The organism is Amycolatopsis vastitatis (genome assembly GCF_002234595.1).
GTDB lineage: Bacteria > Actinomycetota > Actinomycetes > Mycobacteriales > Pseudonocardiaceae > Amycolatopsis > Amycolatopsis vastitatis.
In genome coordinates this window covers 1-16,466 of sequence record NZ_NMUL01000078.1, presented here as the reverse complement: position 1 = coordinate 16,466, position 16,466 = coordinate 1, and the positions used below count along the sequence as shown (strand labels likewise).

Below are 16,466 nucleotides of genomic sequence, written 5' to 3'. Positions count from 1 at the left end.
GATTCCAGATTGGCGGGTGGCCGGGGAGTTGTCAGCCCGCGATTTCGTTTCTGTGGACAAGCCGGCGGAGCGGGCGCGGTTGTCCACAAGTCCGCGAACGGGGCTTGCGGCCGGGGCGTTCCGGTGTTATGCGCGTCGTGCCAAGCTGGGGTGACGGAAGGGGGAGCCATGCGGGACCGGATCGCGGTGTTCATCGTGTTCGCCCTCAACGGCCTCGCGGTGGGCTCCTGGGCGACGCGGACGCCCGCGCTGACCACGCAGGTGCACGCCTCGCCGGGCGTTTTCGGGCTCGCCCTGCTCGGGGCCAGCGTCGGTTTGCTGGGCGCCGCCTCGGTGTCGGGGCGGATCGTCGAACGGGCCGGGGCCAGGACGTCGGTGGCGGTGAGCACCGGCCTGGCCGCCGTCTCGCTGGTGCTGATCGGGTTCGCGCCCGCCGTCCCGCTCCTGGCCGGGGCGCTGTTCGTGATGGGCGTGAGCATCGGGATGCTGGACGTCGCGATGAACGTCGCCGCGGTGGCCGTCGAACGCCGGTCCGGCCGCCCGCTCCTGCCGGTGTTCCACGCGGGGTTCAGCTTCGGCGCGCTCGCCGGCTCGCTGGCCGCCGGCCTCGCCGCCGGGCACGGCTGGTCCCCGGCGCGTCACCTCACCGTCGCCGCCGTCGTGACGGTCGTGGTGCTGCTGTCGGTGATCCGCGCGGTCCCGGGCATCCGGCCTCGTCACACCACCGGCCCCGTCCTGACCACCGGCCGCCGGGCTCCGGCCCGCCGTCCGGTGCTGTGGCTGCTCGCCGCGGTCGCGTTGTGCTCGGCGATCGCCGAGGGCGCGGCGGGGGACTGGTCCGCGCTGCTGATGACGGCCGAACGCGGGGCCGGCCCGGGTGCCGCGGCCCTGGCGTTCGCCGGGTTCCAGCTGGTCATGACGCTGGTGCGGCTGGCGGGGCCGTGGGTGCAACGGCGGTTCGGGCCGACCCGCTGCCTCGCCGGGGGTGCGGCACTGGCCGCGGCCGGGTTGCTCGCCACGGCGACGATCCCGGTCGCCGCGGCCGGTTACGCAGGCTTCGCGCTGGCCGGCGCGGGACTCGCCGCGTCGTTCCCGCTCGCGCTCAGCCTGGCCGGGGACGCCGGGAAACGCGCCGACGGCACCGGCGGGGAACGCGAAATCGGCTTCGTCACGGCCATCGCGTACACCGGGTTCCTCGGCGGCCCGCCGCTGATCGGCGGGATCGCGCAGGCGGCGGGCTACGGGGTGGCGTTCCTGTTCGTCGCGCTGATCGCCGCGCTGATCCTGCCCGCGGCGCTGGCCGCCCGGCGGTCGCGCCGTCGTGAGGAGGCCCGGCAGGCGGTCGGCTGACTCCGCGGGAACCCCTGCCGCGCACCCGTTGACAGCGCCGAACCGCTCGGGGCAAGCTGATCCGGGGCGGTAAACTGAAATGAATACGGCGACGTTTCCATTTCAGGTCGGCTGATCAAGGCGGGGGCGCCTTGATCCGGGGAGGACGTCGTGAGGGTTGTGCTGCTCGGCGGAGCGGGGGCGCTCGCCGGCGGGAACGGCCGGTGGGGCGGGCTGTCGCTCGTGCAGAGCGCCGTGCCGCGGCTCGTGCTGGTGCCGGTCGCGTTCCGGCTGGCGCTGTTCCTGCAGGCGGTCTGGTCCACCGGGGCGCTCGACGCGCCGGAGCTTTGGCTCACCGTCGCGTTCTTCGTCGTGCCCAACCTCCTGGAGGTGGCCTGGGTCTTCCGCCGCGCCACCGGCATCCGGCCGGTTCTGGCCGCCGACACCGCGTACACCCTCGTCACGAGCCTGGCCGCGGCGGCGTTCGCGCCCGGCCTGCTGACCCTGACCTGGCCCAACATCATCGGCACGGTCATGGTCTGGACCCTGCTGCGCGGCGCGCCGTCCGGCGCGGTCGCGGTCCTCGGTGCCGTGCTCCTGCGGTACGGCATGGCCGCGGTGTCGGGCACCTCGGCTCCCGCGACGTGGATCCTGCTGGCCCTGGTCGCGGCCTCGGCGACGGCGCTGGCCATCGTGCTGCTGGTCGCCGGCTCGATGCGGTTCGCGCTCGGGCTGGGCGAACAACGCGGCCGCGCCGCCGAGCGGGAGCGGCACCGCCGGGACGTGCACGACACCGTGCTGCAGGTGATGGAGTCCCTCGCGCTGCCCGCGCCCGGCGACGCGCTCGACCCGCGGGGCAGCCTCGACCAGGTCCGCCGCACCGCCCGCGCGCACGCACTGCGCCTCCGGCTGAGTCTCGACGGCGACGCGCCCGCCGAGCCGGGCGGCCTCGAACACCGGCTCGGCGCGCTGGCGGTCGAGATGACGGCCGACGGCCTGCGAGTCGACATCGTCGTGCTCGCGAAGCCCGCCGACGTGCCCGAAGGAGTCGTCAACGCGCTGCACGACGCAGCCCGCGAAGCCCTCCGAAACACTTTGAAGCACGCCAAGACCGTGAAGGCCGTGATGTGCCTCGAAGCGCGCGAAGGTGTCATCACGGTGTCCGTGCGCGACCACGGGACGGGTTTCGACCCCGGCGCGCGCCACGTGGGGTTCGGCATCGAGAACTCGATCCGCGCGCGCATGGCGGAGGCCGGCGGCGCCGCGCGCATCGACTCGGCGCCCGGACAGGGCACCCGCGTCGTGCTGAGCGTGCCGCTAGAGCTGCGTTTCCCCGTCGGGTGAGTCCCGCCACTGGGCGAACGGGCGGTCCAGCGACCATTTGCCGTCGTGTTCTTCCAGGACCCGGTATTCGCACGTCGCCGGGTTGGACAGCGACTCGAACAGCTCGATGCTCCAGCCGAAGAGCCGGCGGCACAGCAGCCGCAGCGTCAGCCCGTGGGACACGATCAGCACCGTGTCCGGGTGAGCTTCGTCGCGTTGCCGCAGGTCCGACAGGAACGCCGCGACGCGGTCGTCGACGTCCGCGCCCGACTCGCCGAACGGCAGCCGGTAGAAGAAGTGGCCGAACTCGTTGCGCCGCGCCTTCTGGACCTCCTGGTCGGCCGGGTCCTGCAGGTTGCCCCAGTCCTGCTCGCGCAGCCGCGGTTCCTGCACCAGCCGTTCGCACGAAGCCTCGATGTCCAGCAGCCGCAACGTCTCCCGCGTGCGCAGGTACGGGCTGACGTAGACGGCGGGCCGCGCGCCGTCGAGCAGCCGCGCGATCTCCGGCGCCGCCGCGCGGGCCTCCTGCCGTCCGCGGCCGGTCAGCGGCAGGGCGTGGTCGGGGATCCGCGTGTAGGCGAGCTCGTCGACGTTGCCGAGCGACTCGGCGTGCCGCAGCAGGATCATCTTCACGGCCCCATCCTGCCCGTCACGCGGACCTGACCGGGGCGGGGCATACCCTCACTGGCGTGTCCGCGACGAAAACCGACGCCCGGGCCCAGCGCCGGGCCAGTGTGCTGCCCCTGCTCGCGGTCGGGGTCCTGCTGGCCGCCGTCGTCGCGATCGGCCTGATCGCGCTCACCGGCGGGACCGGCTACGTCATCGCCGGCCTGCCCGACCCGGGGCTGGTCACGAAGTACGGCATCACCGTCATGCGCGTGCTGTCCGAGGCGGCGTCGGTGATCTGCGTCGGCTCCCTGCTGCTGGCCGCGTTCCTGGTGCCGCCGCAGAAGTCCGGCACGCTCGGGCCCGAGGGCTACGCCGCCCTGCGCGCGGCCGGGGTCGCCGCCTGGGTGTGGTTCGGCGCCGCACTGCTGTCGGTCGCCTTCACCGCCGCCGACACCGCCGGGAAGCCGTTCGGCGAGGTCCTGGACCCGCAGACGCTGCTCGACCTCGTCGGCGCCATCGAGCAGCCGAAGGCCTGGCTGTGGACGGCGCTGATCGCGATGCTCGTCGCGCTCGGCTGCCGGCTGGCGCTGTCCTGGGGCTGGACGGCGGTGCTGTTCGTCCTGGCCGTCGCCGGCCTCGTGCCGGTCGCGGTCACCGGGCACTCCGCCAGCGGCGGCTCGCACGACGTCGCCACCAACAGCCTGCTGTTCCACCTGGTCGCCGCGTCCCTGTGGGTCGGCGGGCTGGTCGCGCTGCTGGCGCTCGGCTACCGGCGCGGGGACCACCTGAGCCTGGCCGCGCAGCGGTTTTCGAAGCTGGCCCTGGTCTGCTGGATCGTGATGGCGCTCTCCGGCGCGGTCAACGCGCTGGTCCGGATCGGCCTGAACGACCTGTTCACCACCGACTACGGCCTGCTCGTCGTGGCCAAGACGGTGGCTCTGCTGCTGCTCGGCGTCTTCGGCCACCAGCAGCGCCGGAAGGGTGTCGCCGACCTCGTCGACGGCAAGGGCGGCGGTCAGCTGCTGCGCCTGGCCGCGGTCGAGATCCTGATCATGTTCGTCACGATCGGCATCGCCACCGGGCTGGCCAGGACGCCGCCACCCGCCGACGCGATCACCCAGCCGTCCACCACCGAGCTGCTGATCGGCTACAACCTCGACGGCGCGCCGACGGTGTGGCGGCTGCTCTTCGACACCCGCTTCGACCTGGTCTACGGCACCCTCGCGCTCGTCGTGGGCGCGCTGTACCTGGCGGGGGTCCGGCGGCTGCTGCGCCGCGGTGACACCTGGCCGGTGGGCCGCACGGTCGCCTGGATCGCCGGCTGCGTGGTGCTGCTGCTCGCGACGTCGTCGGGCATCGGCCGCTACGCGCCCGCGATGTTCAGCGTCCACATGGGCAACCACATGCTGCTGTCGATGGTGGCGCCGGTGCTGTTCGTGCTCGGCGGCCCGGTGACGCTGGCGCTGCGCGCCCTGCCCGCCGCGGGCAAGGACGCCCCGCCCGGGCCGCGCGAGTGGCTCGTCGCTTTCGTGCACTCCCCGGTGTCGCGGTTCCTGACCCACCCGGTGGTCGCGCTGCTGCTGTTCGTCGGCTCGTTCTACGCGCTGTACTTCTCCGGCCTGTTCGACGACGCGCTGAGCTACCACTGGGCGCACCTGCTGATGAACGGGCACTTCCTGCTCGCCGGGTACGTCTTCTACTGGCCGGTGATCGGCGTCGACCCGGCGCCGAGGCGGATCCCGTACCTCGGCAGGCTCGGCATGATGTTCGCCGCGATGCCGTTCCACGCGTTCTTCGGCGTCATCCTGATGAGCAAGCAGACCGTGATCGGCCAGGCCTTCTACGGCCAGCTCCACCTGCCGTGGGTCGCCGACCTGCTCGCCGACCAGCGGCTCGGTGGCGGCATCGCGTGGGCCGCCGGCGAGGTCCCGGTGCTGCTGGTGCTGGTCGCGCTGCTGGTGCAGTGGTCGCGTCAGGACGAGCGCGAGGCGAAGCGGCGTGACCGGCGCGAAGCGGCGACCGGCGACGAAGAGCTGAACGCCTACAACGCGATGCTGAAGAACCTCGCCGAAGGCAAACGAGCGGACTGAGTCTCGACTTCTGGTTGAGCTTGAGACCGGGCCCGGATCCCGGGAAAACGGCGGTTTCGGTACTGTCGCCGTGATCTCGGGCTGACTTTCGGTAGTCCGACGGTGACCGGCGTCGAGCCGCGATCACGCGCGCTCTACGATCGTGGGTATGGCCGAGTTCATCTACACCATGAAGAAGGTGCGCAAGACCGTCGGGGACAAGGTCATCCTCGACGACGTCAGCACCGCGTTCTACCCCGGCGCCAAGATCGGCGTGGTCGGGCCGAACGGTGCCGGTAAGTCCACCGTTCTCAAGATCATGGCGGGGATCGAGCAGGCCAGCAACGGCGAAGCGTTCCTCCAGCCCGGCGCCTCGGTCGGCATCCTCATGCAGGAGCCGGAGCTCAACGAGGAGAAGACGGTCCGCGAGAACGTCGAAGAGGGCCTCGGCGAGGTCAAGGTCAAGCTCGACCGCTACAACGAGATCGCCGAGCTGATGGCGACCGACTACAGCGACGCGCTGATGGAGGAGATGGGCCAGCTCCAGGAGGAGCTGGACCACGCCGACGCCTGGGAGCTCGACTCGACCGTCGAGCAGGCGATGGACGCGCTGCGCTGCCCGCCGCCGGACGAAGGCGTCTCCCACCTCTCCGGCGGTGAGCGCCGCCGGGTCGCGCTGTGCAAGCTGCTGCTGTCGGCTCCCGACCTGCTGCTGCTCGACGAGCCCACCAACCACCTGGACGCCGAAAGTGTCCTGTGGCTGGAGCAGTTCCTCTCCCGCTACGCCGGCGCCGTCCTCGCCGTCACCCACGACCGGTACTTCCTGGACAACGTGGCCCAGTGGATCATGGAGATCGACCGCGGCCGCGTCGTCGGCTACGAGGGCAACTACTCGACGTACCTGGAGAAGAAGCGCGAGCGCCTCGAGGTCCAGGGCAAGAAGGACCAGAAGCTCGCGAAGCGCCTGAAGACCGAGCTCGAGTGGGTGCGGTCCAACGCCAAGGCCCGGCAGACGAAGTCCCGCTCGCGCCTCGACCGCTACGAGGAGATGGCGGCGGAGGCGGACAAGCACCGCAAGCTCGACTTCGAAGAGATCCAGATCCCGCCGGGGCCGCGGCTGGGCAACGTCGTGGTCGAGGTCGAGAAGCTCAAGAAGGGCTTCGACGACCGCGTCCTCATCGACGGCCTGTCGTTCGACCTGCCGCGCAACGGCATCGTCGGCGTGATCGGCCCGAACGGCGTCGGCAAGACCACGCTGTTCAAGACCATCGTCGGGCTCGAGGAGCCGGACGACGGCGTCGTCAAGATCGGCGAGACGGTCAAACTGTCCTATGTGGACCAGAACCGCGGCGGGATCGACCCGAAGAAGACCGTCTGGCAGGTCGTCTCCGACGAGCTGGACTACATCCACGTCGGCCAGACCGAAATGCCGTCGCGCGCGTACGTCAGCGCGTTCGGCTTCAAGGGCCCGGACCAGCAGAAGCCGGCGGGCGTGCTCTCCGGTGGTGAGCGCAACCGGCTCAACCTGGCGCTGACGCTCAAGCAGGGCGGGAACCTGATCCTGCTCGACGAGCCGACCAACGACCTGGACGTCGAGACCCTGGGCTCGCTGGAGAACGCGCTGGAGCAGTTCCCCGGCTGCGCCGTCGTGATCTCCCACGACCGGTGGTTCCTCGACCGGGTCGCGACGCACATCCTGGCCTGGGAAGGCACCGACGAGAACCCCGCTCAGTGGTTCTGGTTCGAGGGCAACTTCGAAGGGTACGAGAACAACAAGGTGGAGCGGATGGGCGCCGAGGCTGCTCGCCCGCACCGTGTCACCCATCGCAAGCTGACCCGCGACTGAGGGGGCGGGTTTCCCCGTGGAAGCCAGCAAACAGCACCGGACGGGCCCGTTCTCGCGCACTGAGAGCGGGCGCTCCGTCAATGCCGGGGGAACCCTCTCCGCAGTCGGACGGCTGATCGAGCGGGCGGACGCCCTGCACCTGCGGGCGCCCGAGCTCGCGCTCGTCCTCGGCGAGCGCGCGGCCGCGTTGTCGGAAGCGGCCGGCGCGGACGAGCAGTGGATCCGGGCCGAGAGCCTGGTCGTGTCCGCGCGCGTCCGGCTGGGCGAGCGGCCGGGCACGGTCGGGCGGGCGGTCGCGGCGTTGCGCGCGGCCGAGCACGCCGGCTACGGCGACATCGCCGCCCGGCTCCGCATCGACCTCGCCGTGTGCGCCCGCAGCCTGGGCGTGCCGCTGACCGGGCTCGCCGCGCTGCGGCCGGTCCTCACCGATCCCGTGGTCTCGCCGGTGCACCGGGCCGCCGCGTTGTGCCACCTGGTCGGCTGCCTGGCCCAGCTCGGCCGGAAGGCGGAGCTGGACCGGGTGCTCGTCGAGGCGGACAAGCTCGTCCTCGGCGACGACTCGCTGGGCGCCGACACCCAGCTGCTGGTGCGGGCGCTGCTGCGCGTCGGCACGGCCGCGCACCGGCGGCGCCACGGCGACCTCACCGCGGCGGCCGACGCCGCCCGGACCGGGCTCGGGTTCCTGGAGAAGCTCGACAACCCGGCCGACGACGGCGGGCTCGTCCGGATCCGGCTCGTGCTGTTGCTGGTGAGCACGCTGCTCGACCGCGGTGACGCCGAAATGGCGTACGAAATCGCCGAACCGGTGCTGGCCGAGCCCGTGCGGGCGGCCGGGGTCGCGCCGATGGGCTGGCTGCGGCTGGCCGTCGCGACCCGGATCCACCTGCCCGCCGGAGCGGGCGAGGCGGCGATCGAGCAGGTCCGCGAAGCCGTGGCGAGCACCGACCGGCACGGGCTGTGCGCGGTCACCGCCCGGTTGTGGCTGGAGCTGGCGCAGCTGCAGGAGCGGTTCGGGCAGGCCGAAGAGGCCATCGCGTGCCTGTACCGGTCGCGCGCGGCCGAGCAGCTGCACGCGCGGGCCCGGCGGCAGGCGTGCAGTGTGCTGGCCGGCGAGTTCGGGACCGGGGAACCGGCCTCGGTGGACCTGGACGAGGTGCTGAAGGCGGTGCCGTCCGGGGCTTCGCCCCGAGCCGGGGGCTCCGTCACCCGGACCCCCGAAAGCAGCGTGCCGTCGCGGCCGGTCCCGGTCGTCGCGGCCGAGCCGGTCCCGCCGGTTGCCCCACCGCCGCCGGCTGCCGCGCCGGCCCCCGAACCCGCGCCGCGGACGCCCGCCTGGTCGTTCGGCCGTGAGGAACCGCCGTCGCGGCCGCAGCAGGCGCCCGCGTGGTCGTTCGAACGGCCACGCGTGACGGCCGACGCGGCCGAGACGACGCTGATGCCGGCGGTGCGGGACGAACCCGCGCCCCCGCCGGTCCGGCCCCCGGAACCCCGGGTGCGCCCGGAGCCGGCCGCCGTCGAGCGCCGTCAAGAGCCGCCTCAGGCCCGGAAGCCCCTCGAGGAGCGTTCGGCACCCAAGCCGGAGGTGCGGCCGGCGCCGGCCGAGGTGCGGCCCACGGGGAAGCGCAGCCGCGAGCCGGAGTACTCGCCCGAGCCCGTGGTGCGGCAGGCGCCGCCCGAACGCCGTCCTGACGCGGCCGAGGCGCGCCCGCCGGAGCGCCGTCCCGAGCCGGAGCCCACGCCGGGCGGCGAGATCGGCAAGACCAAGTTCTCCTGGGCGGCGCTCGCCGAAGCGCGGCTGCGGGAGACGGCCGCCGAACGCGAGTCGGCGCCCACGCGCATCACACCGGCGTTGCCGCTCGCGCCCGAGCCGGCCGCCGAGCGTGAGCCGTGGGAGCCGGAGGAGCGACGTCGCCGCGAGCCGCAGCCCTCGACCCGGCACGACGCCGAGCACGGCTCGGAGGCCGCCCGGTCGGTGCTGGACCGCCTGGGCATCTCCGCCTCGGGCGGAGCGGGCGGGGGCCGTCGCCGCGCGGAGGACACCGAGCGGCCCCGCGCCGAAGAGCCGCCGGCCCGGCCCGAACCCGAGCTCGCCCCGCCGCCGCGGCCGGAGGACGAGCCGCCGTCGGTGCCGGACTACCGCGACGAGGTCGAACCGTGGCTGCCCCGGCTGCGGATGCCGCCGACGCTGGAGCCGATGGAGGACTTCGGCCACTGGACACCGGCGACGGCACCGTTCCCCGAGAGCTACGCGCGGGCGATCTCCGAGGACGAGCCGCCGCCGGACGCCGGCCTCGCGGACCTGCTCGCCCGCGCCCTCGCCGAGCACCAGGCGGGCACGGCCAGTGCGGCCGCGCTGGTCAAGCAGCTGGGCTCGCAGGACACGGGCCGCCGCAACGGCCACGGTCGCAACGGTCACGGCGCGGAGGTCTCGGACTCCCGCCGCCGAGGCACGGCCGACTGAAGCGGCGCCCGTCTCGACAGCCCGTCGGATGTCATGAACGAGTCGTTCATGACAGCGGCGCCGACTGGGTTCACCCTCGTCGGTGTCCGGTCGGTGAGACACCCCGATTCGTCGCCGACCCGCCGCGGCCCCGCGGGAGTGGGATCGGTCGCACTCCGACGTCGCCGACCGGCCGACAGCGTTCGCCGAGCGGCCCGCCGGCCTCCGGCGGACCGGTCGGCTGAACCGATCACGTTGGCCCGTCGCCGCGTAACGCCCGCCGGGCACGGCTGGTCAGCGCCGCGCGTACCCGCGGAACCGAACCCGTCAGTAGCTTGACCGATCACGCGAATCCGCTGCCCCGAAAGGGTTTCCGCACCTCGGGGAACCTCCGGGGCTTCGTGTGGAATGTCGGTGCCGCGCATTAGTGTGGGGTGGTCCGGTTCAACGCCGAACCGGCGCGGTGCCACCTCACGCAAACTGGAGAGTTGCCTCAAATGAGCTCGACCGGAGTCTCGTCCCTACCCGGAACCGGAGCCGCCGCCGAACCCGAGTTCGGCACCCCGCGCTCCTCGGCCAGCCCGGAGCAGATCAGGGACGACCTGATCGACTCCGCCGCCGGGCTGGCGCCGGAGATCGGTGAGCTCATCCGGCTCTACTACCGGCACATCCCGCCCGAGGAGATCGTCGGCGACGAGCCGGTCAACCTGGTCGGCGCGGTCCGGTCGCACCTGCAGCTGGCCAAGCACCGGATGCCCGGCCGCCCGGCCGTGCGGCTGCTGAACCCCACCGTCGCCGAAGACGGCTGGGCCCGCGAAGCCACCGTCGTGCAGGTCGTCACCGACGACATGCCGTACCTGGTCGACTCGATCGCCGCGGAGTTCGCCCGCGACGGCGTGCAGGTCCAGCGGATTGTTCACCCGATCGTGGTGGTCACCCGCGATCTCACCGGCGAGCTGCAGGAAGTCCACCCCGAAGCGGACCCGGCCGAGCCGCCCACCGGCGCGGCCGCCGAGTCGTGGATGTACATCGAGATCGACTTCGTCACCGACCGCAACCGCGCCCGTGAGCTCGACAACCGGCTCTCCAGCGTGCTGGGCGACGTCCGCGAGGTCGTCGAGGACGCCGAGAAGATGGCCCAGACGGCCTGCCAGCTGGCGAGCGAACTGGAGACCGACCCGCCGCGGCTGTCCGAGGAAGAGGTGGCCGAAGGCGCGCGGCTGCTGCGCTGGCTGGCCGACGGTCACTTCACGTTCCTCGGCTACCGCCGCTACGAACTGATCGAAAGCCCGCACCCGGACACCGACGAACCAGCCCTGCGCGCGGTCCTGGCCTCCGGCCTCGGCGTGCTGCGCCAGGACAGCCTGGCCGCCCGCGGCCTGACCGCGGGCCCGGACACGGCGGCGACCGCGCTGGCGCCGACGCTGCTGGTGCTGACCCAGGCGAGCGCGCCCTCGACGGTGCACCGGCCGGTCTACCCGTACTACGTCGGCGTGAAGACCTTCGACGCCGAGGGCAAGGTCACCGGCGAGCACCGCTTCCTCGGCATGTTCACCACCACCGCGCTGCACGAGAACGTCCTCGACATCCCGGTGGTGTGCAAGCGGGTGCGCGAGGTCATCCACCGCGCCGGCTTCCCGATCGAGTCGTTCTCCGGGCAGCGGATGCTCGAGATCCTGCAGAACTGGCCGCGCGCCGACCTGTTCTCCGCCGACACCGACTCGCTGTACTCGACGACGACCGGCGCGATCACGCTGTCGGACCGGCGGCGGCTGCGGCTGTTCCTGCGCCGCGACCCGTACGGCCGCTTCTACTCCTGCCTCGTCTACCTGCCGCGCGACCGCTACACGACGCGTTCGCGGCTGGCGATGCAGGAGGTCCTGCTCGAAGAGCTCGAAGGCACCCAGCTCGAGTACAGCGCGCGGATCGGCGAGACCGTGCTGGCGCAGGTGCACTTCGTCGTCCACACGGACCCGGCGCGCCGCCTCGAGCCGGACACGCTCAAGATCCAGGACCGGCTGAACGACGCCGTCCGCACCTGGGACGACCGGATGGTCGAGGCTGTCCTCGACGAACGCCGTGAACGCGCCGACGGCGGCGTCGCGGTCGGGATCGTCGGCGAGGAGTCGGCGACCGAGCAGGGCCAGCGCTTCGCGATGGTGTTCCCGGAGGGCTACAAGGAGGACTTCACCGCCGAAGAGGCCCTCTCCGACCTCCGCTCGCTCGACTCGCTCACCGACGAAGGCGACCTCGCGCTGTCGTTCTACCAGCCCGCCGACGCGGGGCCGTCGGAGCGGCGCTTCAAGCTCTACCTGCGCGGCGAGGGCGTGACGCTGTCGAAGGTGCTCCCCCTCCTGCAGGCGATGGGCGTGGAGGTGGTCGACGAGCGGCCGTACGAGCTGCACCGCGAGGACGGCGGCGCCTGCTGGATCTACGACTTCGGCCTGCACGTCGACCAGAAGATGCTCGACGAGTCCGACGACCACGCCGTCGCCGAGCTGCGCGGCCGGTTCCAGGACGCCTTCGAAGCCGCGTGGCGGGGTGACGCCGAGGTCGACGGCCTCAACGGGCTCGTCCTGCGGGCCGGTCTCACCTGGCGCCAGGCCGCCGTGCTGCGCGCGTACTCGAGGTACCTGCGCCAGGCCGGCAGCGCGTTCTCCCAGGACTACATCCAGAACACGCTGCTGCACCACACCCAGGTCGCCACCAGGCTCCTGCGGCTGTTCGAAACCCGGTTCGCGCCCGAGCTGTCCGACGCCGACCGCGCGGCCGCGACCGAGGCGCTGACCACCGAACTGAACGCGATGATCGACGAGGTCACCAGCCTCGACGAGGACCGCATCCTCCGCCGCCTGAAGGCCGTCATCGGGGCGACGCTGCGCACGAACTACCACGTCACCGACGCCGACGGGAAGCCGCGGCCGTACCTGGCGATCAAGCTCGACCCGGGCGGCGTGCCCGACCTGCCCGAGCCGCGGCCGAAGTTCGAGATCTTCGTGTACTCGCCGCGCGTCGAGGGCGTGCACCTGCGCTTCGGCGAGGTCGCGCGCGGAGGCCTGCGCTGGTCGGACCGCCGCGAGGACTTCCGCACCGAGATCCTCGGCCTGGTGAAGGCACAGGCGGTGAAGAACGCGGTGATCGTGCCGGTCGGCGCGAAGGGCGGCTTCGTCGTGAAGCGCCCGCCGGCCCCGAGCGGGGACGCGAGCATCGATCGCGACGCCCAGCTGAACGAGGGCATCGCCTGCTACCGCATGTTCATCTCCGGCCTGCTCGACCTGACTGACAACCGGATCGAGGGCAAGACCGTGCCCGCGCCCGGCGTCGTCCGGCACGACGCCGACGACTCCTACCTGGTCGTCGCGGCCGACAAGGGCACCGCGAAGTTCTCCGACATCGCCAACGAAGTCTCGGCGCAGTACGGCTTCTGGCTCGGCGACGCGTTCGCTTCCGGTGGTTCGGTCGGCTACGACCACAAGGCCATGGGCATCACGGCGAAGGGTGCCTGGGAGAGCGTCAAGCGGCACTTCCGCGAGCTGGGCAAGGACACCCAGACCGAGGACTTCACCGTGGTCGGCATCGGCGACATGATGGGTGACGTCTTCGGCAACGGCATGCTCCTGAGTGAGCACATCCGGCTGGTCGCCGCGTTCAACCACATGCACGTCTTCCTCGACCCGAACCCCGATGCCGCAGCGACATACGCCGAGCGCCGGCGGTTGTTCGACCTGCCGCGTTCTTCGTGGGACGACTACGACCGGTCGCTGATCAGCGAAGGCGGCGGGATCTACTCGCGCACGGCGAAGTCGGTTCCGATCAGCCCGCAGGTCCGCGAAGCGCTCGGCCTCGGCGAAAGCGTCACCGCGCTGGCGCCGATGGACCTCATCCAGGCCATCCTGCTGGCGCCGGTCGAGCTGCTGTGGAACGGCGGCATCGGCACCTACGTCAAGGCGGAGACCGAAAGCCACGCGGCCGCCGGTGACAAGGCCAACGACGCCATCCGCGTCGACGGCAAGCAGCTGCGCGTCAAGGTCTTCGGCGAGGGCGGCAACCTCGGCCTCACCCAGCTGGGCCGGATCGAGTTCGCCCGCAACGGCGGCAAGATCAACACGGACGCGCTGGACAACTCGGCCGGCGTCGACTGCTCCGACCACGAGGTCAACATCAAGATCCTGCTCGACCACCTGGTCCAGACCGGCAAGCTGGAGCGCGAACAGCGCAACGAGCTGCTGGAGGAGATGACCGACGAGGTCGGCGCGCTGGTGCTCAAGGACAACTACCGGCAGAACGCCGTCCTCGGCGTCAGCCGGGCGCACGCCGCGCCGATGCTCTCGGTGCACGCGCGCCAGGTGCAGGCGCTGGTGTCCGCGGGCGCGTTCGACCGCAAGCTCGAGGCGCTGCCCAGCAACTCGGAGTTCCGGGAGCTGGAGAAGGCGGGCAAGGGCCTCACGTCGCCGGAGCTCGCGACGCTGCTCGCGCACGTCAAGCTGGAGCTGAAGGACGAGCTGCTGGCCAGCGACCTGCCCGACTCGAAGGTGTTCGCGGCACGGCTGCCCGAATACTTCCCGAAGCCGCTGCGCGAGCGGTTCGGCTCCGCGATCGGCGAACACCCGCTGCGCCGCCAGATCATCACCACGCTGATCGCCAACGAGGTGGTCGACGGCGGCGGCATCTCCTTCGTCTACCGGCTGATGGAGGAGATGAACGCGACGGCGACCGACGCCGTGCGCGCGTACGCCGTGGTGACGCAGGTGTTCGACCTCCCCGCGCTGTGGCAGGAGATCGACGCGCTGGACAACGTCGTGTCCACCGAGGTCGCCGACAACATGGTGCTGGAGACGCGGCGGCTGCTCGACCGGGCCGCGCGCTGGTTCCTCACCAACCGGCCGCAGCCGCTCGCGCCGCTGTCGGAGATCAAGCGCTTCGGCCGGGTGCTGAACGACCTCGTCCCGAAGATCGGCGACCTGCTGCGCGGCCGGGAGGCCGAGTCGGTGCAGACGCACGCGGACGAGCTGATCGCCGCGAAGGTGCCGGCCGAGCTCGCCCGCCGGGTGTCGCTGCTGCTGCACACCTTCGGCCTGCTCGACGTCACCGAGGTGGCCGAGCTCGCCGAGCAGCAGGTCGGCCTGGACGCCACGCACAGCCCGGCCGAGACGGCGGAGCTGTACTACGCGCTCTCGGCGCACCTGGACATCGACTCGATGCTCACCGAGATCAGCAAGCTGGAACGCGGCAACCGCTGGCACGCGCTCGCCCGGCTTTCGCTGCGCGACGACGTCTACGGCTCACTGCGGGCGATCACGCTGGACGCGTTGCGGCACAGCGATCCCGGGTCGTCCGGGGACGCCAAGATCGCCCAGTGGGAGAAGACGAACGCGTCCCGGCTGCAGCGGGCGCGCGTCGCGCTCGACGAGATCACCAAGTCCGGCCGGCTCGACCTGGCGACACTGTCGGTGGCGGCCCGCCAGATCCGGAGCACAGTGCGGTGACCTACGTTTCGCTGGTCCGTCCACGGTGGACGGACATGGACGTCTACGGCCACATCAACCACGCGAAGATGGTGACGCTGCTCGAAGAGGCGCGCATCCCGCTGCTGTTCGAAGGAGCCGTCGAGGCCGGGCTGGAGCAGCTGCCGAAGGGCATCGTCGTGGTGCGGCTGGAGGTGGCGTACAAGGCACCGATCGTGGTGTCCGGGCAGCAGCTGCGCGTCGGCATCGACCTGACGGAGCTTCGCGCCGCGAGCTTCACGCTGGACTATCGAGTCCACAGCGGCCCGTCCGCGGACGACCCGGTGGCGGTGACGGCGGAGACGGTGCTGGCGCCGTACGACACGGCCGCGCTGCGGCCGCGTAGGCTCACCCCGGCCGAGTCGGAGTTTCTGAAGCAGGGGTTCGCGGATGCCTGAGTTGTTCGTGCCGGACGCGGCGGACCGGGAGACCCTCGGGGCGTTCGTCGCCCGCGCGGTCCGGCTGGACGGCCAGACGGCCGTCCGGCTGCGGCAGCGCGGCGACGGCGTGGTCGAGGCGTGGACCGCGACGCCGTTCGAATGCCTGGCGACCCGCGCGGTGGCCGGTGACGTCACTCCCGGCGACGTCACGGTGTCCGGAAACGAGCTGCTGGCGGCGCTGACGGTGGCGGGCGGCCCTCGGATGGACCCGGGCCCAGCCCGCGACCTGCTGTGGCACGGCGAGCTGCCGCCGTCCGGCCGCTGGCCGCTGATCGACGAACTCCCGGCGCGGGTGGTGTCCGACCTCGCCGACCGCGGCGTGACGCTGGCCAGGGACAACGCCGGCCCGCACGGCACGCCGCCGGCGTCGCTGATGGACCAGGCGGTGCTGACGGTGACCGGCGGCTCGGTCGAGGTCAAGGTCCAGATGCGGTGCCTGTTCGCGATGTCCGGCATGGGCTTCGTGGACTCGGACGTCGAGGGTGACGTGGTCCGCGTGACGGCGACGGACTCGTGGCTGCGCCTGGACGCGCGGTACGGAGCGATCGTCCGGCGCCGCCACGCGCTGCTGCCGCTGCTGTTCTGACGAAGTGCTTACGGCGGCCACCGTTCGACGCCGGACGGTGGCACGCTGGAGGCATGAGCCCGGACGAAGACCCGACCGCGGACTTCCTCGAAGGTGTGCGCACCGAGGAGACGCCGTGGCGGACGGACCGTCCGGCGGGCGAGCAGGCGCCGGAGCGCGCCGAAAGACCTGAGAGGTGGGGCCGCACGCGTGCGGCGGGCCGGGCGGCCGCCCAGGCGGCGCCCTACCTCCAGGCCGCGGCTTTGGTGGCGTGGCTGGCCAGCGGCACCTTCGACGACGGTTCCGGTTCGGGCGACCAGTCCAGCTGAAAGCGCCCCAAT

10 protein-coding genes are annotated in these 16,466 nt (G+C 72.2%); 9 read left to right on the top strand and 1 reads right to left on the bottom strand.

From position 1 onward, the window contains the following. Positions 1-168: 168 nt before the first annotated feature. On the top strand, positions 169-1,350 hold the full coding sequence (locus CF165_RS46730; protein ID WP_093954053.1) for an MFS transporter: 1,182 nt from the start codon (positions 169-171) through the stop codon (positions 1,348-1,350). A 159-nt stretch (positions 1,351-1,509) separates the two neighbouring features. After that, positions 1,510-2,673 (top strand): sensor histidine kinase, encoded by a 1,164-nt coding sequence (locus CF165_RS46725; protein ID WP_205661197.1) that lies wholly within the window; start codon positions 1,510-1,512, stop codon positions 2,671-2,673. On the opposite strand, the gene CF165_RS46720 is transcribed toward CF165_RS46725, so the two are convergent. Further along, positions 2,647-3,285 carry a phosphoglycerate mutase family protein gene (locus tag CF165_RS46720; RefSeq protein ID WP_093954052.1) on the bottom strand — a complete coding sequence of 213 codons (639 nt, stop codon included), beginning with the start codon at positions 3,283-3,285 and terminating at the stop codon, positions 2,647-2,649. The genes CF165_RS46725 and CF165_RS46720 overlap by 27 nt on opposite strands. A gap of 56 nt (positions 3,286-3,341) precedes the next feature. Here CF165_RS46720 and CF165_RS46715 point away from each other — a divergent pair, with 56 nt between their 5' ends. The 7 genes from CF165_RS46715 (at position 3,342) to CF165_RS46685 (ending at position 16,454) form a co-directional block, all read left to right on the top strand. Then, positions 3,342-5,351: a bifunctional copper resistance protein CopD/cytochrome c oxidase assembly protein gene (locus CF165_RS46715; RefSeq protein ID WP_093954051.1), complete on the top strand. Its 2,010-nt coding sequence runs from the start codon at positions 3,342-3,344 to the stop codon at positions 5,349-5,351. 148 nt (positions 5,352-5,499) lie between these two features. Continuing rightward, positions 5,500-7,176 (top strand): energy-dependent translational throttle protein EttA, encoded by a 1,677-nt coding sequence (ettA, locus tag CF165_RS46710; protein ID WP_093954050.1) that lies wholly within the window; start codon positions 5,500-5,502, stop codon positions 7,174-7,176. Between the two features lie 16 nt (positions 7,177-7,192). Further along, complete coding sequence (locus CF165_RS46705) at positions 7,193-9,637, top strand: hypothetical protein (RefSeq protein ID WP_093954049.1); 2,445 nt, start codon at positions 7,193-7,195, stop codon at positions 9,635-9,637. A gap of 476 nt (positions 9,638-10,113) precedes the next feature. Further along, a complete protein-coding gene (locus tag CF165_RS46700; protein WP_093954048.1) occupies positions 10,114-15,102 on the top strand; it encodes an NAD-glutamate dehydrogenase in 4,989 nt (1,662 codons plus the stop codon). Then, entirely contained in the window at positions 15,099-15,518 is a 420-nt protein-coding gene (locus CF165_RS46695; RefSeq protein WP_093954047.1) for an acyl-CoA thioesterase, read from the top strand. Before CF165_RS46700 ends, CF165_RS46695 begins: the two co-directional genes overlap by 4 nt. Then, complete coding sequence (locus CF165_RS46690) at positions 15,511-16,146, top strand: DUF8010 domain-containing protein (RefSeq protein ID WP_093954046.1); 636 nt, start codon at positions 15,511-15,513, stop codon at positions 16,144-16,146. Before CF165_RS46695 ends, CF165_RS46690 begins: the two co-directional genes overlap by 8 nt. 53 nt (positions 16,147-16,199) lie before the next feature. Next, a complete protein-coding gene (locus CF165_RS46685; protein WP_093954045.1) occupies positions 16,200-16,454 on the top strand; it encodes a hypothetical protein in 255 nt (84 codons plus the stop codon). Positions 16,455-16,466: the final 12 nt, after the last annotated feature.

Excerpts from the sequence above, each read along its gene's own strand:
- CF165_RS46700 (WP_093954048.1), top strand. The coding sequence starts at position 10,114 with ATGAGCTCGACCGGAGTCTCGTCCCTACCCGGAACCGGAGCCGCCGCC.
- CF165_RS46730 (WP_093954053.1), top strand. The coding sequence starts at position 169 with ATGCGGGACCGGATCGCGGTGTTCATCGTGTTCGCCCTCAACGGCCTC.
- CF165_RS46690 (WP_093954046.1), top strand. The coding sequence starts at position 15,511 with ATGCCTGAGTTGTTCGTGCCGGACGCGGCGGACCGGGAGACCCTCGGG.
- CF165_RS46685 (WP_093954045.1), top strand. The coding sequence starts at position 16,200 with ATGAGCCCGGACGAAGACCCGACCGCGGACTTCCTCGAAGGTGTGCGC.
- ettA (WP_093954050.1), top strand. The coding sequence starts at position 5,500 with ATGGCCGAGTTCATCTACACCATGAAGAAGGTGCGCAAGACCGTCGGG.